General features: G+C 64.0%; 14 protein-coding genes, 2 tRNA genes, 3 rRNA genes and 1 pseudogene. 7 read left to right on the top strand and 13 right to left on the bottom strand.

Annotation, left to right across the window (positions count from 1 at the left end; genetic code table 11):
- From ACSQ9A_RS06735 to ACSQ9A_RS06725, 3 genes are all read right to left on the bottom strand, one after another.
- The gene (locus tag ACSQ9A_RS06735; RefSeq protein WP_436303092.1) at positions 1-1,362 is read right to left on the bottom strand and encodes a CmpA/NrtA family ABC transporter substrate-binding protein; all 1,362 of its coding nucleotides are present in this window, start codon (positions 1,360-1,362) and stop codon (positions 1-3) included.
- A gap of 125 nt (positions 1,363-1,487) precedes the next feature.
- Complete coding sequence (locus tag ACSQ9A_RS06730; RefSeq protein WP_093106809.1) at positions 1,488-2,162, bottom strand: response regulator; 675 nt, start codon at positions 2,160-2,162, stop codon at positions 1,488-1,490.
- Complete coding sequence (locus ACSQ9A_RS06725; protein ID WP_436303091.1) at positions 2,159-3,334, bottom strand: PAS domain S-box protein; 1,176 nt, start codon at positions 3,332-3,334, stop codon at positions 2,159-2,161. The genes ACSQ9A_RS06730 and ACSQ9A_RS06725 overlap by 4 nt, the downstream gene beginning before the upstream one ends.
- A gap of 85 nt (positions 3,335-3,419) precedes the next feature.
- Between ACSQ9A_RS06725 and ACSQ9A_RS06720 the strand changes: the two genes are divergently transcribed.
- On the top strand, positions 3,420-4,577 hold the full coding sequence (locus tag ACSQ9A_RS06720; RefSeq protein ID WP_436303090.1) for an alpha-hydroxy acid oxidase: 1,158 nt from the start codon (positions 3,420-3,422) through the stop codon (positions 4,575-4,577).
- A 16-nt stretch (positions 4,578-4,593) separates the two neighbouring features.
- Here the strand turns inward: ACSQ9A_RS06720 and ACSQ9A_RS06715 are convergent, their stop codons facing one another.
- A complete protein-coding gene (locus tag ACSQ9A_RS06715) occupies positions 4,594-5,925 on the bottom strand; it encodes a hypothetical protein (protein WP_436303089.1) in 1,332 nt (443 codons plus the stop codon).
- Positions 5,925-8,633 carry a tannase/feruloyl esterase family alpha/beta hydrolase gene (locus ACSQ9A_RS06710; RefSeq protein WP_436303088.1) on the bottom strand — a complete coding sequence of 903 codons (2,709 nt, stop codon included), beginning with the start codon at positions 8,631-8,633 and terminating at the stop codon, positions 5,925-5,927. Before ACSQ9A_RS06710 ends, ACSQ9A_RS06715 begins: the two co-directional genes overlap by 1 nt.
- A gap of 115 nt (positions 8,634-8,748) precedes the next feature.
- Between ACSQ9A_RS06710 and ACSQ9A_RS06705 the strand changes: the two genes are divergently transcribed.
- Positions 8,749-9,654: a LysR family transcriptional regulator gene (locus ACSQ9A_RS06705; protein ID WP_436303087.1), complete on the top strand. Its 906-nt coding sequence runs from the start codon at positions 8,749-8,751 to the stop codon at positions 9,652-9,654.
- On the top strand, positions 9,651-10,634 hold the full coding sequence (locus ACSQ9A_RS06700) for a tripartite tricarboxylate transporter substrate binding protein (RefSeq protein ID WP_093106825.1): 984 nt from the start codon (positions 9,651-9,653) through the stop codon (positions 10,632-10,634). The genes ACSQ9A_RS06705 and ACSQ9A_RS06700 overlap by 4 nt, the downstream gene beginning before the upstream one ends.
- A gap of 4 nt (positions 10,635-10,638) precedes the next feature.
- Here ACSQ9A_RS06700 and ACSQ9A_RS06695 read toward each other — a convergent pair whose 3' ends face one another.
- Positions 10,639-11,205, bottom strand: a complete 567-nt coding sequence (locus ACSQ9A_RS06695) for a putative glycolipid-binding domain-containing protein (RefSeq protein WP_436292556.1) — start codon at positions 11,203-11,205, stop codon at positions 10,639-10,641.
- A gap of 101 nt (positions 11,206-11,306) precedes the next feature.
- Between ACSQ9A_RS06695 and ACSQ9A_RS06690 the strand changes: the two genes are divergently transcribed.
- The 4 genes and pseudogenes from ACSQ9A_RS06690 (at position 11,307) to ACSQ9A_RS06675 (ending at position 13,485) form a co-directional block, all read left to right on the top strand.
- Positions 11,307-12,512 (top strand): Y-family DNA polymerase, encoded by a 1,206-nt coding sequence (locus tag ACSQ9A_RS06690; protein ID WP_093106828.1) that lies wholly within the window; start codon positions 11,307-11,309, stop codon positions 12,510-12,512.
- Between the two features lie 58 nt (positions 12,513-12,570).
- Positions 12,571-12,909 (top strand): hypothetical protein, encoded by a 339-nt coding sequence (locus tag ACSQ9A_RS06685; RefSeq protein ID WP_436303086.1) that lies wholly within the window; start codon positions 12,571-12,573, stop codon positions 12,907-12,909.
- Positions 12,909-12,971: pseudogene (locus ACSQ9A_RS06680) on the top strand (hypothetical protein); the annotation flags it as partial. The gene ACSQ9A_RS06685 and the pseudogene ACSQ9A_RS06680, both read left to right, overlap by 1 nt.
- The gene (locus ACSQ9A_RS06675) at positions 12,970-13,485 is read left to right on the top strand and encodes a hypothetical protein (RefSeq protein ID WP_436306267.1); all 516 of its coding nucleotides are present in this window, start codon (positions 12,970-12,972) and stop codon (positions 13,483-13,485) included. The pseudogene ACSQ9A_RS06680 and the gene ACSQ9A_RS06675, both read left to right, overlap by 2 nt.
- Positions 13,486-13,670: 185 nt before the next feature.
- Here ACSQ9A_RS06675 and rrf read toward each other — a convergent pair.
- The 7 genes from rrf to ACSQ9A_RS06640 form a co-directional block, all read right to left on the bottom strand.
- Positions 13,671-13,783, bottom strand: a 5S ribosomal RNA gene (gene rrf, locus ACSQ9A_RS06670).
- Positions 13,784-13,901: 118 nt separating this feature from the next.
- Positions 13,902-16,774 (bottom strand): 23S ribosomal RNA (locus ACSQ9A_RS06665).
- Between the two features lie 321 nt (positions 16,775-17,095).
- Positions 17,096-17,171, bottom strand: a tRNA-Ala gene (locus ACSQ9A_RS06660).
- A gap of 27 nt (positions 17,172-17,198) precedes the next feature.
- Positions 17,199-17,275: transfer RNA gene (locus ACSQ9A_RS06655), tRNA-Ile, on the bottom strand.
- Between the two features lie 69 nt (positions 17,276-17,344).
- Positions 17,345-18,879: ribosomal RNA gene (locus tag ACSQ9A_RS06650) — 16S ribosomal RNA — on the bottom strand.
- Together the 16S, 23S and 5S rRNA genes with 2 tRNA genes alongside form the textbook arrangement of a ribosomal RNA operon.
- 434 nt (positions 18,880-19,313) lie before the next feature.
- Positions 19,314-20,171: an NADPH-dependent 7-cyano-7-deazaguanine reductase QueF gene (gene queF / locus ACSQ9A_RS06645; RefSeq protein WP_436303085.1), complete on the bottom strand. Its 858-nt coding sequence runs from the start codon at positions 20,169-20,171 to the stop codon at positions 19,314-19,316.
- Positions 20,168-21,061: an alpha/beta fold hydrolase gene (locus ACSQ9A_RS06640; RefSeq protein WP_093108905.1), complete on the bottom strand. Its 894-nt coding sequence runs from the start codon at positions 21,059-21,061 to the stop codon at positions 20,168-20,170. Before ACSQ9A_RS06640 ends, queF begins: the two co-directional genes overlap by 4 nt.
- Positions 21,062-21,088 lie beyond the last annotated feature (27 nt).

Raw genomic sequence — 21,088 nt, 5'->3', positions numbered from 1 at the left:
TCAGGCCATCTTGCTGATCGCGAAGCTCTTGACGTAGTCCTCCGGCTTCGCGGGGTCGAACACCTTGCCCATGATCGTGAACTTGGGATAAGCGCCTTCGGGCGGCGTCTGGCCCAGTTCCTTCATGTGCTTCTTGGCATCCGTCAGCAGGAACACCTTCTCGGCGATCTGCCTGTAGTTGACCTCGCCCTTCACATAGCCCCAGCGCTTCATCTGCGTGAGCATCCACACCGCCATCGACTGCCACGGGATCGGATCGAAGTCAGCGCGATCGGGCACTGTCCTGATGTTGCCCAGGCCGTCGGCGAAGCGGCCGGTGAGCACCTGCGTGAGCACGGTCTCGGGCTGGTTGAGGTACTGCGCCGGCGCGATCACCTTGGCGATGAGTTCGCGGTTCTTCGGATCGCGCGCCATCGCCGAAGCCGTGAGCACCGAGCGGTAGAGCGCGGCGAAGGTGTTGGGGTTCTTCTGGATGAACTCGGTCGAGCTGCCGAAGGCGCAGCAAGGATGGCCGCCCCACAGGTCCTTGGTGAGGATGTGCAGGAAGCCGATTTCCTCGAACACGGCGCGCTGGTTGAAGGGGTCGGGGCCGAGATAGCCGTCGATGTTGCCGGCGCGCAGGTTGGCTACCATCTCGGGCGGCGGCACCACGCGGATCTGGATGTCGGTGTCGGGGTTCAGGCCCGCTTCCGCCACGTAGTAGCGCAGCAGGAAGTTGTGCATGCTGTACTCGAAGGGCACCGCGAACTTGAAGCCCTTCCACATCTTCGGGTCGCGCTTGTCCTTGTGCTTATTGGCCAGCGTGATGGCTTGGCCGTTGGTGTTCTGGATCGTCGCCACGTTCATCGGCACCGCGTTGGAGCCGGCGCCCATCGAGATCGCGAGCGGCATCGGCGACAGGAAGTGCGTGGCGTCGTATTCCTTGTTGAGCATCTTGTCGCGGATCAGCGCCCAGCCCGCCGTCTTGACCACTTCGACGTTGAGGCCCTGCTTCTGATAGAAGCCCAGCGGGTGCGCCATGATCAGGGGCGTGGCACAGGTGATCGGGATGAAGCCGATCTTCAGATCCTTCTTCTCGAGCGGGCCTTTCTCCTGCGCCATGGCCTGCAGCGCGCCCAGCGGCAGCACCGACATGATCGCGGCGCGCGCGGTGCTGGCGCCCACCGCGCGCAGGAAGTTGCGGCGCACGCTGTCGACCGGGAACAGCGCCTTCATGAGGCTGGCCTCGAGCTTGGCGTTCGAGTCTTCGATGGCGCCCACATGCTCGCCGGGCGCATGGTCGCGCCCGCACGCGCAGCGCATCACCAAAGGCCGGTCGGCGTCGTAGGGGTCGCAGGCTTTGGCGTCAGGCAGTAGGGACATGGTGCACCTCGTTGAAAAGATGCAGCAGCGATGCAAGGGCCGGGCCGGTTGCGCACCTGCGCGGCCTCTTCACGCCTCTTCACGCGAAATCGCGGGAGGCCGGTCGACGCCGTGTAGGGCCAGCACTACATGGATGTCGGCTTGGCGTGCCGTTCGGCATACAAGGCGAGCTCGACGTCGTTCTTGGTACCGGTCTTTTCGAGGATGCGCGCACGGTAGGTGCTGACCGTGTTGGGCGCCAGGCCGAGCTGCGCACCGATTTCGCTCACGGTCTGCCCGGCCGTGAGCAGGCGGAACACCTGGTGCTCGCGGTGCGAGAGCGCCTCGGCGCCCAGCGCCGATGCATTGCCGACGGCGGCCGCCAGCGCCTCGGCCGTGGCGGCCGACACATACCTGCCGCCGGCCGCCACCTTGCGCACCGCACCGACCATGTCGTCCGGATCGGCGCTCTTGTTGAGGTAGCCGGCCGCGCCCAGCTTGATGCAGCGCACGGCGTACTGCTTCTCGGGGTAGGTGCTGAGCATCAGCACCGGCAGCGCGGGCCACTGTTTGCGCAGCGCCTGCAGCACGTCGAGGCCGTCGCGCGCCGGCAGCGCGATGTCGAGCAGCACCACGTCCAGGCCCTGCGTGCCGCCGAGCGCGGCCACGCTCTCCAGCACCTCGGGGCCGGTCTGCGCCTCGGCCACGACCAGCATCTCGGGCACGCCGTTCGACAGGTCGCCCAGCACCTGCTTCAGGCCTTCGCGCACGATGCGGTGGTCGTCGCCGATCAGCACGCGGATGTCTTTGGGCTTCGTCACAGCGGCATCTCCAGCTGGAACACGCTGCCGGCGCCGGGCTCGCTCTCGATCTCGATGCGCCCGCCGAAGTGGCGTGCGCGCTCGCGCATGCCGAGCACGCCGTAGGCGGTGGCAGCTTCGAAGACATGGGCCGGAGCGCCGATGCCGTTGTCGCGCACGGCGATGCGCAGCAACGACGCATCGGCCTCGATGCGGATGTCGAGCCGCGAGGCTTTCGCATGGCGGCCGACGTTGCTGAGCATCTCCTGGAAGATGCGGAACACCGCGATCGCCGCCGGTTCGGGCAGCTCGATGCCGGGCTGCACCTCCATGTGCCAGGCCAATTCGAGCTCGGCCGACTGCACGAACTCGTGCGCCTGCCATTCGAGCGCGGCCCACAGGCCTTGGTGATCGAGGATGCTGGGCCTCAAGTCGGTGATGATGCGGCCGACGTTGTCGACCGCGCGCTCGATCAGCCCGCTCATGTTCTGGCACTTGCCGCGCATGAGCGTGCGCATGTCTTCGGCGGCTGCCGGGCTGCGCTCCTGCTGTTCGCCGAGACGCTTGCCGATCCAGTTGACGTCCATCTTGAGCGCCACCAGCAGGCTGCCGAGTTCGTCGTGCACCTCGCGCGCGATGCGCGTGCGCTCGTCCTCGCGCACCTTGTCGAGCCAGGCCGAGAGCTCGCGCAGCTTGGCCAGCGCGTCGCTCAGCTCGCGCGTGCGCTCGTCGACGCGCAGGCCCAGCTCGTCCTTGGCCTGCTGCAGCGCGCGGGCCGCGCGGCGGCGCTCGGTGATGTCGACGAAGGTGATGACGGCGCCGCGCACCTGGGCGCCGTCCACGATGGGGTGGCTCGAATACTCGACCGCGAAAGCGCTGCCGTCGGCGCGCCAGAACACCTCGGTGTCGATGCGGCAGGGCAGGCCGCGGCGGAAGGCGTTGAAGATCGGGCAGTCGGTGTCGGCGTAATGCGAGCCGTCCGGGTGCGAGTGGTGAGTGAGCTCGTGCATGTTGCGGCCCAGCACCTCGGCCTGCGGGTGACCGAGCATCTGCGCGCCGGCACGGTTGATGAACATGCAGTGGCCGTCGAGGTCGATGCCGAAGATGCCCTCGCCGGTGGACTCCAGCAGGAGCCCGAGCTGGTGCTGCCAGAGCGGGTGGCTGGCCGGTGTCGGCAGGACGGGTGTCTCCATGCACCAGATGCAAGCAACAGGCGTGCCGGGTTGGTGCACCCCGATAATCGACACCCAACGCCATTCACGACCAAGGAGACCTCGCGTGCCCGACCTTTCCCGGATCACCTGCATCGAAGACCTGCGAGTGATCGCCAAAGAGCGCGTGCCGCGCATGTTCTACGACTATGCCGACTCCGGCTCCTGGACCGAGGGCACCTACCGCGCGAACGAAAGCGACTTCCAGAAGATCAAGCTGCGCCAGCGCGTGGCCGTCAACATGGAGGGCCGCTCGACCGCCAGCACCATGATCGGCCAGGAGGTCGCGATGCCGGTGGCCATCGCGCCCACGGGGCTGACCGGCATGCAGCACGCGGACGGCGAGATCCTCGGCGCGCGCGCGGCCAAGGCCTTCGGCATTCCGTTCACGCTCTCGACCATGAGCATCTGCTCGCTGGAAGACATCGCCGAGCACACCGACCGGCATCCCTTCTGGTTCCAGCTCTACGTGATGCGCGACCGCGACTTCATCGAGCGGCTGATCGAGCGCGCGCGCGCCGCCAACGTCTCGGCGCTGCAGCTCACGCTGGACCTGCAGATCCTCGGCCAGCGGCACAAGGACATCAAGAACGGCCTCACTGCGCCGCCCAAGCCCACGCTCGCCAACCTGATGGACCTGGCGACCAAGCCGCGCTGGTGCATGGGCATGCTGGGCACCAAGCGCCGCACCTTCGGCAACATCGCGGGCCATGCGAAGGGTGTGAAGGATCTGTCGTCGCTCTCGTCCTGGACGGCCGAGCAGTTCGACCCGACGCTGAGCTGGGCCGACGTCGAGTGGATCAAGAAGCTCTGGGGCGGCAAGCTGATCCTGAAGGGCGTCATGGATGTGGAAGATGCGCGCCTCGCGGCCTCCAGCGGCGCCGATGCGCTGATCGTCTCGAACCACGGCGGGCGCCAGCTCGACGGCGCGCCCTCCTCCATCGAGGCGCTGCCGGCGATCGCCGAGGCGGTGGGCACCGAGATCGAGGTCTGGATGGACGGCGGCATCCGCAGCGGCCAGGACGTGCTGAAGGCGCGCGCGCTGGGCGCCCGTGGCACGCTGATCGGGCGCAGCTTCCTCTACGGCCTGGGTGCCTTCGGCCAGCCCGGCGTGACGCGCGCGCTGCAAATCATCCAGCGCGAGCTCGATCTCACGATGGCGTTTTGCGGCCGCACGCAAATCGACGAGGTGGATTCGAGCATCCTGCTGCCGGGCACGTTCTAGGGCCTGTTAACAGGCCCTAGCGCACCGGCACGCGCGATTCGAGCGGCGGCGGGCTGCGGTAGTCGGGCTTGAAGCGGCAGCGGTCCTTGCCGCCGTCGTTGAAGGTGGGCTCGAAGGCGGCGCAACGCGTCGCCAGCGAAGCCGGCGTGGGCTTGTCGCCCTTGTCGATCCAGTCCACGAGCGCCGCGAACAGCGCAGGGTATTCGGGCTCGCTCAGATAGCTGTGCTCGGATTCATCGCTGAAGCTTTGAACCAGGCGGTCGTCGGTGCCGGCGCTTTCGCGGATCGCGCGGTAGGCACTCTCCAGTTCGACGAAAGCGGTCGGGTCGTGGATCGCGTGCAGCGTGAGCGTGGGGAGGGTGGTGCGGCCGGTGGGCCGGCTGTCGCTCGCGAGCGCGCCCTGCGCCTGCGGATCGGCCGCATAGCGCAGCACGCCGGCATTGAGCGCCGCATCGTCGGCCGAGCCCTGGTAGATGACGCCGACATTGCCGAAGGGATTGCGGCCGCCCAGGCGATCTTGCGCCAGGTCCTGGAACAGCCAGGTCGCCCAGTTGAGATGGCCGACCAGCGTGCGCTCGGGAATCTTCACCACCGAGAGGATGGTCTTCAGCCGCGCCGCCTGCTCGGGCGAGCGCTGCGCGGCCGGCATGCCCACGCCGGTGCAGGCCTTCACGCGCTCCGCGAGTTCGGCGCGCGTGAGCTTCGAATCCTTCGGCAGGCCCATCCACAGCGGGTACTGCGGCTCCTCGGGTTTCGGATGGTTGCGGCAGACGTACTGGTAGACCACGCGCAGGTCGAGCCGGAACTCATAGGCGCTGTTGCCGCCGCCGAGCACGCCGTTGGTCAGCAGCACGCCGTCGTAGGGACCCGGCTTGCCGTCGACCTGCGCATAGAGCTCGGCCGCCTTCGAAGCCACGGCGCCGCCGTAGCTCTGGCCGTGCAGCAGCGTGCGGCGCGGTGCGCCGAAGTGCGCAACGAAGAGCCCGCGCAGGCGCTCGGTGTCCTCGGCCGCCATCGTCACGCCGTAGCCGCCGCGCCGGTAGGTCGAGCCGGCCCAGGCATAGCCGGTATTCACCGTGACGGCCCAGCGCTCCAGGTCCTTCCGGCTGCGCTCGAGCGCCGGCGGGCCGGTCTCAGGGCCGCCGTGCGCATGCATGACCAGCACCTTGTTCCAGTCGCGCGGGATCGCGATCCAGTAGAAGGCGCCGGCGCCGTCCTGGCCGGTGTAGCAGCGCGCGGTGCTCGGCACCGGGGCCGGGCAGCTCGCCGGCGCCGGCGATGCCGCGTGGGTGGCCCATGCAGCCGCGAGGCCGACGAGCAGGACGAGGATCGCTTCCTTTTTCTTCATCAATGCCGCACTCCGAGTTCCAGCGCCGCGTTCGAACCCGAGGTGGACACGAAGCCGAGGACGCCCTGGTTGAAGATGAAATTGCCGGGGCGTCCGGCATCGGCCTGCACGACGCCGACCACGGGCGTGTCGTAGCCGAGCGCGGCGGCCGCGCCGCCCAGGTTGAAGCTGCTGCCTGCGACGGTGGCCTCGCGCGTTTCGCCCTGCACGCTGGCAACGGCGTAGACGCCGTCGGCCGCACCGGGGGCCAGGCTCTGCTGGATCGCCAGCAGGCGCATGCCCTGGTTGGCCGTCGACTCGCGCACCAGGTGCAGCGGCACCGCAGCGCCGTTGACCAGGCCGATCACCATCGAGCCGCTGAGCGTGCCGCCGGTGGTGGTGGCGCCGCCGGTCGGCGAGGTGGTGTGGACGTCGAAGGCGCCGCGCGCGGCGGTCCAGCTGATGTAGCCCTTCTCGGTCTGGGTGCAGTTGGGGTCGTAGGTCATGAAGCGGCCGGTCACCGGGTCGCGGCAGTACTGGAAGGTACCCGCATTGCGCAGCCGCACGGCCGCGGCATGGGCCGAGGTGCCGCCCGTGCCCTGCTGCACGCCGACCGCGTTGAAGATGTTCGCGACCGGGTTGAACACGGTCGGCGTGGCGGCGTTCTCGAAGGTGTTGCGGAAAGCGACGAGCGGCAGGAAGCTGCTGCCCGCGGGCGCCGCCACGCCCCCCTGCAGGACGCCGCCGGCGGCGAAGCTGAAGACCGCGCCGTTCTCGGTGCTGCCGTAGCTGCAGTTGCCCTGCGCGATCAGTGTGCCGCTGCGCTGCGTGCCGGCCGCGCGCTGCAGGCTGGCATCGATGGTGACCGTGTAGGCCATCATCGACGGATCGACGAGCACGTCGAGCTCCTCGCCCGAACTGTTGCCGCCCTTGTAGTGCGTGGCCGCGGCCGGCAGATTCGGACAGGCGAGCGGGTCGCCCGCTTCCTGCACGCAGCTGTAGTTAATCGCCGCATCGAGGCTGCCGCTGCCGCGGTACTTGGGCCAGGCCGGGAACTGGCACAGCGGCCGCGTGCGGCCGAAGCTGCCGGCCACGCTGTCCATCGCCACGCCGGTGGCCGGCGCCAGGCCGCCTTCGACCCAGCCTTCGAGCGCCGCGAGCGAGTCCCAGGCCGGGATGAAGACGCCGGTGCCGTGACCCATGCCGGGCACTGTGTAGAAGCGCACGCCGCGGTCCACCGCGTCCTGGCCGACGGTGGCGATCAGCTGCTGGTAGTAGTCGATGGTGGAATTGGGACTGATCACTTCGTCGGCCAGCCCGTGCAGCAGGATCAGCCGTCCGCCGCGCGAGAGGAAGGGTCCGAGCTGCGGGTTGGTGGCGTCGGTGATCGCCGACACCTCGGTCACGCGCGCCGCATAGGGGCCGGGGTCGAACGGATCGAAGCCGAGCGAGTCGAAAGCCTCGATGCGCGTGACGAAGAACTTCACCCACTGGTCGCCGGTGACGTACATGTTGGCGTCGGCCGAGGTCGCGGGGTTGGCAGGCACGGGCCGCGATCCGAGGTCGCGCGTGGTGTAGGGCCCGGCCACGAGCGCGCCTTCGAGGATGTTGTAGCCGCCGGCGCGGCGCACGCCGTTGGCGAGCGCATAGCTGGTGAAGACCAGCGGCGACTCGATCGCGCGGATGCTCGCGAGCTGCGGGTCGGAGAGGCAGCCATCGCCGTTGTCGGTGCCGCCGCTGCAGCGCAGCGAGGCCAGGATCTGCGTGTTGAGCTGGCGGCAGCTCTCGACGTTGCTCACGATGCCGTCGATCGCGCCGTCGAGCCGGTCGCAGGCCTGCAGCACGGTGCGCTGCACCAGCAGGGTCTTGGCGACGTTGACCCAGCCCGCGCCGCCATTGGCATAGAGCGCGCGGCCCACCGCCACGTTCGACAGGCGCGTGCCGCTGTAGTTGAGCGCCGGCTCGTTGGCGATCACACCGTCATAGTCGCCGGGCCAGCGCTGGATGTAAGCCAGCGCGTCGCGCCCGCCGGTGGAGGTGCCGAGGAAGTAGGCCTTCTTCGGCTCGCTGCCGTAGTGCGCGCGCACCAGCAGCAGCGCGGCGTCATGCGTCTTCTTGAGCGACTGGCCGCCGTAGTTGGCCAGCGCCTCGTCGTTGGCGGCGAAGCGGCCGTCGGTGATGCTGCTGCTCTGGTGGCCGGAGTCGTCGCCGAAGGTCGCGTAACCGAGCGCCAGCGGCGCGGGCTTGCCCGGCGGGCCGAAGCGGATGGTTTCGGTGCCGTCGATCAGGCGGCCGTTGAAGCCGCCGCCGCCGAAGTGAATCACCTTCTGGTTCCACTGCTGCGGCAGGTTGACGGCGAAGTTGATCGCCGGCGCGCTCGGGTCGACTGGCTGGATGCTGCCGCGCACGCGGCAGTGCGCGCCGAGCACATTGCCGGGTTCGTTGGCCGCCACCTCGACGGCGGAATTCACGGTCGCACCGCCTGTCGCCAGGCCGATCTGCGCCGCGGCCAGGCTCATGCCGGCCAGCGAGGCGCAGGCCACGCGCGGCGTGATCGGGCCGGGCGGCGTGACGGGCGGATCGGTGTCGGTGTCCGAGCTGCCGGGCGAGCTGGCCGGCGGATTCGAGAAGCCGGCGAAACCGGCGTTGCCGCCGCCGCCTCCGCCGCAGGCGGAAAGAAGCAAGGCGAGGCCGAAAGCGATGAAGGTGCGAAAGCGCGAGAGGCGCATGGGTATGTCTCCGGAATGAGGCCTCATGGGGGCCTCTTGGCTGGGGCACCGAAGATGCGCGACGCCTGACCTAGCGTCAAATAAAATAACAAGCCTTGTTCAATACGAAAAAAATATGGAGATAAGAGCACTTCGCTACTTCGCGGCCGTGGCCGAGACCGGCCACATGACGCGCGCGGCCGAGCAGTTGGGCATCCAGCAGCCACCGCTCAGCCAGCAGATCAGGGGGCTCGAGCGCGAGCTCGGCGTGGCGCTGTTCCGGCGCCATCCGCGCGGCATGGCGCTGACCGATGCGGGCCGCCAGTTCCAGGCCGAAGCCCTGCGCATGCTGCAGGACATGGAGACGGTGAAGCAGCGCATGGCACGCGTCGCGAAGGGGCAGGAAGGCGTGCTCTCGTTCGGCTTCACCAGCTCGGCGGCGGCGCACCGCTTCATGCCCGATGCGCTGCGCGCCTTTCGCCGCAGCCACCCCGGCGTGGAGCTTCGGCTGCGCGAGAACAATGCCGCCGAACTGACCGAGGCGCTGGCCGCCGGCCGATTGCATTGCGGCCTGCTGCGCGTGCCGGTGGCGCGGCCCAAGGGGCTCCGGTTCGAGATGCTGCTGCGCGAGCCGGTGCTGGTGGCGATGCCGCGCGACCATCGCTTCGCCGGTGCCGGCGAGGCGGGCGCGCCCCTGTCGCTCGCGCAGCTGTGCGAGGAAGACATGATCCTCGTGCGGCGCCCCGGTGCGCCGGGGCTGTACGCGGACCTGCTGGCGCTTTGCAACGCGCAGGGTATCAGCCCGCGCGTGGTGGCCGAGGTGGACCGCATGATGACCAACCTGAACCTGGTCGCCGCCGGGGTCGGGCTGTCGGTGGTGCCGGCGTCGATGGGCGGCGTGCATCCGCACGCGATCCGCTACGGCCCGTTGGCCGGCAGCGAGCGGCTCGATGCGCCGCTCACGCTGGTGTCGCGCGAGGACGAGGACAACCTGCCGGCCCTGCATTTCGCCGCGCTGTTGCGCGAGCTGGCGGCGGCATGACGCACCTGCAGCGCCGCACGCTGGGACGGTGGGGGCTCGCCACGCTGGCAGCGCCCTTCGCTGCACGGGCGGCAACCGCATCCTGGCCGGATCGGCCGGTTCGCCTGCTGGTCGTCTACCCGCCCGGCGGGGTCAGCGACAGCATGGCGCGCGCACTGGCCGAGCCGCTCGCGCAGTCGCTGGGCGTGCCGGTGCTGGTCGAGCATCGCGCGGGCGCGGGCGGCAGCGTCGGCATGGATGCATTGACGCGCGCGGCGCCGGACGGCCACACGCTCGCCTTCTCGGCCATCAGCCCGCTGACCCTGCAGCCGCTGCTCGCGCGCGTGCGCTACGACCCGCTGCGCGCGTTCACGCCGGTGGCCAGCGTGATGCGCACGCCGGTGCTGGTGGTGGGCACGCCGGCCTTCGGCGGCCGCGACTTCGACGAGATGATCGCGCTCGCGCGAGCGCGGCCGGGGGCCGTGCGCTGGGCCAGCTCGGGCGTGGCGACCATCGGCCACATGGTGCTGGTGCAGGTGCGCATCAGGAGCGGCGCCACGATCACGCACATCCCCTACCAGGGCGGCGGGCCTCAGCTCAACGACGCGCTGAGCGGACAGTTCGAGGTGCTTTCGACCAACGTGGCCGCGCAGCAATTGCAGTACATCCAGGCCGGCCGCCTGCAGGCGCTGGCGGTCGGCGCGCCGGCGCGGCTCGATGCGCTGCCGCAGGTGCCGACGCTGGCGGAGCTCGGCTTCGCACAGGCCAACCTGGCGTCGCTGTTCGGCATCTTTGCGCCGGCACGCACGCCGGACGCGGTGGTGCGGCGGCTCAATGCCGAGATCAATCGTGCGCTGGAGGGCAGCGTGCTGCGCGAGCGGCTTCGAGAAGCGCACAACCTGCCGGCCATCGGCAGCGTCGACGCCTTCGCGCGCGAGATCGCGCTCGACCGGCAACGCAACCAGGCACTGGTGGCCGGCCACGCGGCCTTGTTCGAATAGGGCTTCAGTCCTCGGCGGCCCAGAGCGTCGGGTATTGCGAAACGAAGCCCTCCGGCGTGACCACCAGCATGCTCTCGTAGTCGAAGCGCGGCGCCTGGTACCAGTACTCGCTGTCCGCGCGCCGCTCGTAGGTCTGCATCAGCGGGCCGAGGCTGTCGTCATCGAGGTCGAGCCAGGCCGCCGGCGCCTGGGCGCTCTCGCCGAGCTTGAGGTTGAGGCGTCGCAACTGCACGAGATTGGTGGCAGGCGTGAAGCCGAAATCCAGGTCCGTGCAATGGGCCAGACCAGGCACCACCTGGTCGTTGAAAGACCATTCGCCGTTGCTGCCACGCGCGATCGCGAAGTCGACGGCCGCAGAACCGATCCAGCCGCGCACGCGGCCCCATTGCGCATGCCACGCGTTGTCGCAATGCACGCGATAGTCCAGCCGCACGGGCCGGCCGTCCTCGTTGCGGAACACCGCGGCGCCGTCGAGCTGCCACCCGTTGCCGTGCTTTTCGAGACGGCAGGCGTCATGGCCGGGCAGGTCGAGCCGGCGCCAGAACATGGTGGCAACGATTTGCATGGCCATGATGATGTCATCGATGCCCCTCGCGCACCAGCACCCGCGCCGAAGCGTTCAAAATCGGTACCGTGACAGCCGCCCCGATCCGCCGCATTGCCCACCTCGACATGGATGCGTTCTACGCCTCGGTGGAATTGCTGCGCTATCCGCAACTCAAGGGATTGCCGGTGGTGATCGGCGGCGGGCGGCGCAAGGTCGACGAAGCGATCCGCAATCTGCCCGAGGGCGGCACGCTGGCCGACATTCCGGTCGAGGCCTTTCCGCTGCTCAAGGACTATGCCGGCCGCGGCGTGATCACGACCGCGACCTACCCGGCGCGCCAGTTCGGCGTCGGCTCGGCAATGGGACTCATGAAGGCGGCGAAGCTGTGTCCGCAGGCACTGATCCTGCCGGTCGACTTCGACGAGTACCGCAAGTATTCGCGCAGGTTCAAGCAGGTGATCGCCGAGATCGCGCCGGTCATGGAGGACCGCGGCGTCGACGAGGTCTACATCGACTTCACGGAGGTGCCGGGCGGCCAGCGCGAGGGCGGCCGCGTGCTGGCGCGGCTGATCCAGCGCTCGATCTTCGATGCCACCGGCCTCACCTGCTCGATCGGCATCGCGCCGAACAAGCTCCTGGCCAAGATGGCGAGCGAATTCGACAAGCCCAACGGCATCTCCGTCGTGTTCGAGAGCGATCTGCAGACGCGCATCTGGCCGCTGCCTTGCCGCAAGGTCAACGGCATCGGGCCCAAGGCCGACGAGAAACTCCAGCGCTTCGGCATCCTTACCATCGGCGAACTCGCGGCTCGGGAGCGCGACTGGCTCGTCGAGAACTTCGGCAAGGCCACCGGCGCTTGGATGCACGAGGTGGCCTGGGGCCGCGACGAGCGGCCCGTGGTGACCGAGAGCGAGCCGGTGTCGATGAGCCGCGAGACCACCTTCGACCGCGACCTGCAGGCGGTGCGCGACCGCGCCGAACTGGGCGCGATCTTCACGCACCTGTGCGAGAAGGTCGCGGAGGACCTGCAGCGCAAGGGCTACGTCGGCAAGACCATCGGCATCAAGCTGCGCTACGACGACTTCAAGATCGCCACGCGCGACCAGACCATCGACCACTTCACCGCCGACGCGAAGACCATCCGGCGGACCGCCGGACTGTGCCTCAAGCGCGTGCCGCTCGATCGGCCGCTGCGGCTCCTGGGTGTGCGCGTGGGCGCGCTGGTGAAGGCGAACAGTCCCGAGGCTTCTGCGGCCGACGCGCTTCCAAGGGCGGCGAACCGGTCGCGCGGCCTGGCCGATGCGGCGGCGGCTACCGCCTCGCTGTTCTAGGCTTCTTCAACGCACTGGCACGCCGCCCTGCCACTGAGGTCAGTTCGCGAGGCTGCGCTTGATCGCGAGCGTGATCGCGGTGGCGGGCGCGCATCGCACCCCCGGCACCTGCGGCGTCCTACAGTCGCGCACGGCGCGCGCCAACGGTCTGGTCTACATCAACCCGGAGATGCTCGGTCTGAGCCGGGTGAAGCGCGGCAACAGCTTTCGCTACCGCAACGCCAAGGGCCAGTGGCTGCGCGACGTCGACGAGCTCTCGCGCATCCGGCAGCTGTCCATTCCGCCCGCATACACGGATGTCTGGATCTGCCCGCTGCCGAACGGGCACCTGCAAGCGCCCGCGTCGCGCGCGACCTGCAGCCAGGCAGCAAAAGGACGACGCTGGACCGCGAGCTGATGCTGGCCACGCTGGTGCGGCTGCTCGACACCACCTTCCTGCGCGTGGGCAACGAGGAATATGCGAGCAGCAACAGCTCCTACGGCCTCACCACCTTGCGCAACAAGCACGCCGAAATCCGCGGCGCCTCGCTCAAGCTGCTTCCGGGGAAAAAGCGGCGTGCTGCACGAGGCGAGGCTCGACGATCCGCGGGTGGCCCGGGTGGTCCGTCGCTGCCCGCAGCTGCCGGGGCAGGAGCTGTTCCAGCACCAGGACGAGGACGGCATGCCGCGCATCCTTTCGTCGACCGACGTCAACGACTACTTGCGCGAGGCCGCCGGCGACAATTTCACAGCGAAGGATTTCCGGACCTGGCACGGCACCGTGCAGGCGCTCGAACTGACACGGCTGGCTTGTTCAGACGTCGATCCGGCGGACGCGTCGACGCGTCACCCGCCATGCGCTACAGCGCCAAGGAGATCCTGGGCGTCGTGGCCAAGCAGCTCGGTAATACGCCGGCAGTCTGCAAGAAAGCCTATGTGCATCCGGCCGTTCTGGCACTCGGCTCGGAACTGGCAGGCGATGCGGGCGCCATGAACGACATCTGGCAGGAGATCGCCGGCAGAACTAAAAGTGTGCGCCGGCTTCACTCCGCTGAGGCGCGGCTGCTGGCTTTCCTGCATCGGCACTGGTTGGAGTCCAGGCGCGCGCAGAAGGCCGTGCGAGGCGCCCAAAAGCAAAAAGCCCAACCATTTCTGGTTGGGCTTTTTGGGGCTGTAAGAGCCTGACGATGACCTACTTTCACACGGGAACCCGCACTATCATCGGCGCTGAGGCGTTTCACTGTCCTGTTCGGGATGGGAAGGAGTGGGACCACCTCGCTATGGTCATCAGGCATAAAGGGTTGTTGCATTGACTGGGTCAATACAACGAATTCATAGAGTTTGGAATCAGCTTTGAGTGTTTTGAATGCGTCAACTTGGCATAACACCTTGATCGTAGATCAAAGTTATAGGGTCAAGCCGCACGAGCAATTAGTATCGGTTAGCTTAACGCATTACTGCGCTTCCACACCCGACCTATCAACGTCCTGGTCTTGAACGACTCTTCAGGGGGCTCGAGGCCCCGGCAGATCTCATCTTGAAACGAGTTTCCCGCTTAGATGCTTTCAGCGGTTATCTCTTCCACACTTAGCTACTCGGCAATGCCACTGGCGTGACAACCGATACACCAGAGGTGTGTCCACTCCGGTCCTCTCGTACTAGGAGCAGGCTTCCTCAAATCTGCAGCGCCCACGGAAGATAGGGACCAAACTGTCTCACGACGTTTTAAACCCAGCTCACGTACCTCTTTAAATGGCGAACAGCCATACCCTTGGGACCGGCTACAGCCCCAGGATGAGATGAGCCGACATCGAGGTGCCAAACACCGCCGTCGATATGAACTCTTGGGCGGTATCAGCCTGTTATCCCCAGAGTACCTTTTATCCGTTGAGCGATGGCCCTTCCATACAGAACCACCGGATCACTATGTCCTGCTTTCGCATCTGCTCGACTTGTCAGTCTCGCAGTTAAGCACGCTTATGCCATTGCACTATCGTCACGATGTCCGACCGTAACTAGCGTACCTTCGAACTCCTCCGTTACGCTTTGGGAGGAGACCGCCCCAGTCAAACTGCCTACCATGCACTGTCCCCGATCCAGATAATGGACCTAGGTTAGAACCTCAAACACACCAGGGTGGTATTTCAACGTTGGCTCCACAAGATCTAGCGACCCTGCTTCAAAGCCTCCCACCTATCCTACACAGATCTGTTCAAAGTCCAATACAAAGCTACAGTAAAGGTTCATGGGGTCTTTCCGTCTTTCCGCGGGGAGATTGCATCATCACAAACATTTCAACTTCGCTGAGTCTCAGGAGGAGACAGTGTGGCCATCGTTACGCCATTCGTGCAGGTCGGAACTTACCCGACAAGGAATTTCGCTACCTTAGGACCGTTATAGTTACGGCCGCCGTTTACTGGGACTTCAATCAAGAGCTTGCACCCCATCATTTAATCTTCCAGCACCGGGCAGGCGTCACACCCTATACGTCCACTTTCGTGTTTGCAGAGTGCTGTGTTTTTAATAAACAGTCGCAGCCACCGATTTTTTGCAACCCATTCATGCTCCGTTGTTCACTTCACACTAATAGGGCACACCTTCTTCCGAAGTTACGGTGTCAATTTGCCGAGTTCCTTCTCCTGAGTTCTCTCAAGCGCCTTAGAATACTCATCTCGCGCACCAGTGTCGGTTTGCGGTACGGTCGTGTGTAGCTGAAGCTTAGTGGCTTTTCCTGGAACCTCGTTCAGTCACTTCACCAGCAAGCTGGCTCGATCGTTGGCCTCGGTATATGACGGGCGGATTTGCCTACCCATCGCCTACTTCCAACTAAACCGGGATATCCAACACCCGGATGACCTATTAAGATCCGTCCCCACATCGCACTACACATCGGTACAGGAATATTGACCTGTTTCCCATCAGCTACGCATCTCTGCCTCGCCTTAGGGGCCGACTCACTCTACGCCGATGAACGTTGCGTAGAAAACCTTGCGCTTACGGCGAGGGGGCTTTTCACCCCCTTTAACGCTACTCATGTCAGCATTCGCACTTCTGATACCTCCAGCACGCTTTACAACGCACCTTCACAGGCTTACAGAACGCTCTCCTACCACTTGCAATAAATTGCAAATCCGCAGCTTCGGTAACTGGCTTAGCCCCGTTACATCTTCCGCGCAGGACGACTCGATCAGTGAGCTATTACGCTTTCTTTAAATGATGGCTGCTTCTAAGCCAACATCCTGACTGTTTTAGCCTTCCCACTTCGTTTCCCACTTAGCCAATTTTAGGGACCTTAGCTGGCGGTCTGGGTTGTTTCCCTCTTGAGTCCGGACGTTAGCACCCGGTGCTCTGTCTCCCAAGCTGTACTCGTCGGTATTCGGAGTTTGCCTTGGTTTGGTAAGTCGCCATGACCCCCTAGCCAAAACAGTGCTCTACCCCCGACGGTAATACTTGAGGCACTACCTAAATAGTTTTCGGAGAGAACCAGCTATTTCCAAGTTTGTTTAGCCTTTCACCCCTATCCACAGCTCATCCGCTAGTTTTGCAACACTAGTCGGTTCGGACCTCCAGTACCTGTTACGGCACCTTCATCCTGGCCATGGATAGATCACTTGGTTTCGGGTCTACACCCAGCGACTGGACGCCCTATTCGGACTCGATTTCTCTACGGCTTCCCTATTCGGTTAACCTTGCCACTGAATGTAAGTCGCTGACCCATTATACAAAAGGTACGCCGTCACCCCTTACGAGGCTCCGACTTTTTGTAAGCACGCGGTTTCAGGATCTATTTCACTCCCCTCCCGGGGTTCTTTTCGCCTTTCCCTCACGGTACTAGTTCACTATCGGTCGATGATGAGTATTTAGCCTTGGAGGATGGTCCCCCCATATTCAGACAGGATTTCTCGTGTCCCGCCCTACTTGTCGTTAGCTCAGTACCACACAGGTCTTTTCACGTACGGGGCTATCACCCGCTATGGCCAGCCTTTCCAAGCTGTTCCGTTAAGTCTTGTGCTATCACTAACAGGCTCTTCCGATTTCGCTCGCCACTACTTTCGGAATCTCGGTTGATGTCTTTTCCTCGAGCTACTGAGATGTTTCAGTTCACCCGGTTCGCCTCGCATGACTATGTATTCATCATGCGATACCTTTCGGTGGGTTTCCCCATTCGGAAATCTCCGGATCAAAGCTAATTTGCCAGCTCCCCGAAGCTTATCGCAGGCTATCACGTCCTTCGTCGCCTATCATCGCCAAGGCATCCACCACGTGCTCTTATTCACTTGACCCTATAACTTTGACGTTTCTTCACAGAAACCAAAATCATTTCAAGGAATATGTCAGGTCTTTCACCTGACGCGTTATGCCGTCTTCATACTTTCGATTTGACTCGAAATTGAAGTTCATTTGACGCAATCAAAAATTCATGTCGCTGATGGCACGGTCTGCACTAAACCTTTACGAATGTGCAGTTTCCATCAGCAACGCTGATTCGACTCTATGAATTTTTAAAGAACAGCCGATTGATCAAGAGATCTCGATCAACAACAAAGAAGCCTCATGCTCGCGCACAAAGCCTCTTTGGTGTTGAATTTCAAACTACCGGTGTATGGTGGAGGATGACGGGATCGAACCGACGACCCCCTGCTTGCAAAGCAGGTGCTCTCCCAGCTGAGCTAATCCCCCGGGTCCTCACGAGACTATCGGAAGGAATGGTGGGTCTAGTTGGGCTCGAACCAACGACCCCCGCCTTATCAAGACGGTGCTCTAACCAGCTGAGCTACAGACCCATGTCGAAGACTCGACATCTTCCAACAACCGATAAGTGTGGGCGTTCAATTTAAGTGGCTTGTTTCCAGAAAGGAGGTGATCCAGCCGCACCTTCCGATACGGCTACCTTGTTACGACTTCACCCCAGTCACGAACCCTGCCGTGGTAATCGCCCTCCTTGCGGTTAGGCTAACTACTTCTGGCAGAACCCGCTCCCATGGTGTGACGGGCGGTGTGTACAAGACCCGGGAACGTATTCACCGTGACATTCTGATCCACGATTACTAGCGATTCCGACTTCACGCAGTCGAGTTGCAGACTGCGATCCGGACTACGACTGGTTTTATGGGATTAGCTCCCCCTCGCGGGTTGGCAACCCTTTGTACCAGCCATTGTATGACGTGTGTAGCCCCACCTATAAGGGCCATGAGGACTTGACGTCATCCCCACCTTCCTCCGGTTTGTCACCGGCAGTCTCACTAGAGTGCCCAACTAAATGTAGCAACTAATGACAAGGGTTGCGCTCGTTGCGGGACTTAACCCAACATCTCACGACACGAGCTGACGACAGCCATGCAGCACCTGTGTTACGGTTCTCTTTCGAGCACTAAGCCATCTCTGGCAAATTCCGTACATGTCAAAGGTGGGTAAGGTTTTTCGCGTTGCATCGAATTAAACCACATCATCCACCGCTTGTGCGGGTCCCCGTCAATTCCTTTGAGTTTCAACCTTGCGGCCGTACTCCCCAGGCGGTCAACTTCACGCGTTAGCTTCGTTACTGAGTCAGTGAAGACCCAACAACCAGTTGACATCGTTTAGGGCGTGGACTACCAGGGTATCTAATCCTGTTTGCTCCCCACGCTTTCGTGCATGAGCGTCAGTACAGGTCCAGGGGATTGCCTTCGCCATCGGTGTTCCTCCGCATATCTACGCATTTCACTGCTACACGCGGAATTCCATCCCCCTCTACCGTACTCCAGCGATGCAGTCACAGATGCAGTTCCCAGGTTGAGCCCGGGGATTTCACAACTGTCTTACATCACCGCCTGCGCACGCTTTACGCCCAGTAATTCCGATTAACGCTTGCACCCTACGTATTACCGCGGCTGCTGGCACGTAGTTAGCCGGTGCTTATTCTTACGGTACCGTCATGAGCTCTCTTTATTAGAAAGAACCTTTTCGTTCCGTACAAAAGCAGTTTACAACCCGAAGGCCTTCATCCTGCACGCGGCATGGCTGGATCAGGCTTGCGCCCATTGTCCAAAATTCCCCACTGCTGCCTCCCGTAGGAGTCTGGGCCGTGTCTCAGTCCCAGTGTGGCTGGTCGTCCTCTCAGACCAGCTACAGATCGAAGGCTTGGTGAGCCTTTACCTCACCAACTACCTAATCTGCCATCGGCCGCTCCATTCGCGCAAGGCCTTGCGGTCCCCTGCTTTCATCCGTAGATCTTATGCGGTATTAGCACAGCTTTCGCTGCGTTATCCCCCACGATTGGGCACGTTCCGATGTATTACTCACCCGTTCGCCACTCGCCACCAGGATTGCTCCCGTGCTGCCGTTCGACTTGCATGTGTAAGGCATGCCGCCAGCGTTCAATCTGAGCCAGGATCAAACTCTATAGTTCGATCTTGAATTTTTTCGCCTCTCTCGAGGCAAACTCATAAAAACGGAATTGAAGTGAACTTCACTTCTATTCTCATGAGCGTTTAAAGTCTTGCGACTTCGTTCCGAAGAACTTGGCCACTCGCCTCAAACGCCCACGCTTATCGGCTGTATGTTTTTAACGATCCCAGTGCAAAACATCTTCTATCTTGCACTCACTTCGCTGCGATCAGCGAAGCCTTAGATTATCACACGATTTTTAAAGAACCGCCAAACTTTTTGGAAGAATTTTTGACCTTCTCTTCTTCCTTCCCCACCCCACTCACCCCAGCCTCGCCACCTCGGATCCCTTCAGGACCCCAAGCTGCTCGCCGTCTTGAGCGGAGCCTTCGATTATGACACGGTTTTTGAGCGCTGATCAACTGCCCGCCCAACTTTTTGCGTGCGGCCCAGCATCTATTGCCGCGCCATGCGGGTGTTGGCCGGCAGCGCCTGCGGCCAACTGGTGCGGAACGGGTTGATGTCGAGCCCGCCGCGCCGGGTGTAGCGCGCATAGACGGCCAGCTTCGTCGGCTGGCAACGGCGCCAGATGTCCCAGAACATGCGTTCCGCGCAAGGCTCGTGGAACTCGTTGTGATTGCGAAAGCTCACGATGTAGCCCAGCAGACCCGCCTGATCGATCGGCGGCCCGCTATAGCGGATCTGCACGCTGCCCCAATCGGGCTGGCCGGTTACGAGGCAGTTGCTCTTCAGCAGGCGGCTGGTGAGCGTCTCGGTCACGGGGACCTGCGTCGCGTCGCTCGCGAGCAGTTCAGGCGCCGGCTGGTAGTGCGTGCACTCGATGTCGAGCCGATCGAGATCGAGGCCGTCGAGTTCATGTACCTGCTCGCGGTCGAACAAGTCTGGGGCCACCAGTTTCACGCCGACGCCTGCAGCACGGTCGCTGCCGCGCCACAGCGCTTCGCTCAAGTCCACGCGCAGGCGTTCGCGCACCGCTTCCGCATCGGCGAACACCGTGCTGTTGAAGCTGTTGAGGTAGAGCTTGAAGGATTTGCTCTCGATGATGTTGGGCGTCTCGCAGGGCACCGTGAAATGCGCAATAGCCAGTTGCGGCTTGCCGCGAAGGTTGAGCCAGCTCAGCTCGAAAGCTGTCCAGAGATCGGCGCCAAAAAAGGGAAGCGCGTTGGCCGCAATGCCCATGGCTTCGCGCTGCGTTGCACGCGAAATCGGAAACAGCAGGCCGGCGTCGTAGCGATCGACGTAGGCCGAGGCGCGGCCCAGTTGGGATTGTTCGGGAGTGTTGTCGAGGCTCATGCGCGTTTCTCGGCTGTCTGCAAGAAGGGGACGATGTGCTGCAGAAGGATGTCGACCACCTGCGGCGGCAAGTCATGTCCCATGCCGGGCACGGACACGAAGTGCGCGCCCGGGATGCGCCGCGCAGTATCCTGGCCGCAGGCGATGGGCACCAGTGGATCGGCATCGCCATGCAGGACGAGTGTGGGGCTGGCAATGCGCGCCAGCAGGGCTTCGCGGCCGCTGTCAGCACCGATTGCCAGCATCTGCCGCACGATGCCCGCCGGCCGGTACGCCCGTCTCAGCCCGCGGGTGATTCGATCGGTCAGCACCCGCTCTTCCTGCGGATAGGCAGGGCTGGCGATCAGGCGAACAAAACCCAGGCTGTGCGCCACCAGTGCGGCCTCGGTTCGGCTGGCCGGACGCCGCATGAGTGCAGCCGCCACATCGGGCCGCGGACCCGGCAGATTTCGTGCGCCGCTCGAACTCATGATGCTGACCAGGCTGGTCATGCGCTGCGGCGCGGAGGCGGCCAGCCGCTGGGCAATCATCCCGCCCATCGACGCCCCCACCACGTGGGCGCGGCGGATGCCCAGCGCATCGAGCACGCCCAGCCCATCGTTCGCCATGTCCTGCAAGGTGTAGGCAGAGTGCACCGGCAGGCCGATGCGCTGCCGCACGCTCTGCCAGACCAGGTTGCCGGTGCCGGCCTCATCGAAGGTCTGGCTCAGGCCGATGTCTCGGTTGTCGTAGCGCACGACCCGGAAGCCGGCATCGGCCAGCGCCTGCACGAAGGCGTCCGGCCAGGCGATGAGCTGCATGCCCAAGCCCATGATCAGAAGAATCACCGGGCGTCCAGCGCCGCCGCTGTCTTCGACCTCGATCTGGATGCCGTTGGCTGTCAGTTTCATAACGTCGTCGACAACCCGCAGGAGCGC

Origin of the sequence: Variovorax sp. LjRoot290 (genome assembly GCF_964253985.1) — a bacterium.
GTDB lineage: Bacteria > Pseudomonadota > Gammaproteobacteria > Burkholderiales > Burkholderiaceae_C > Variovorax.
Note: the sequence above shows the minus strand (reverse complement) of the source record. Positions and strands in the feature narration are given on the sequence as shown.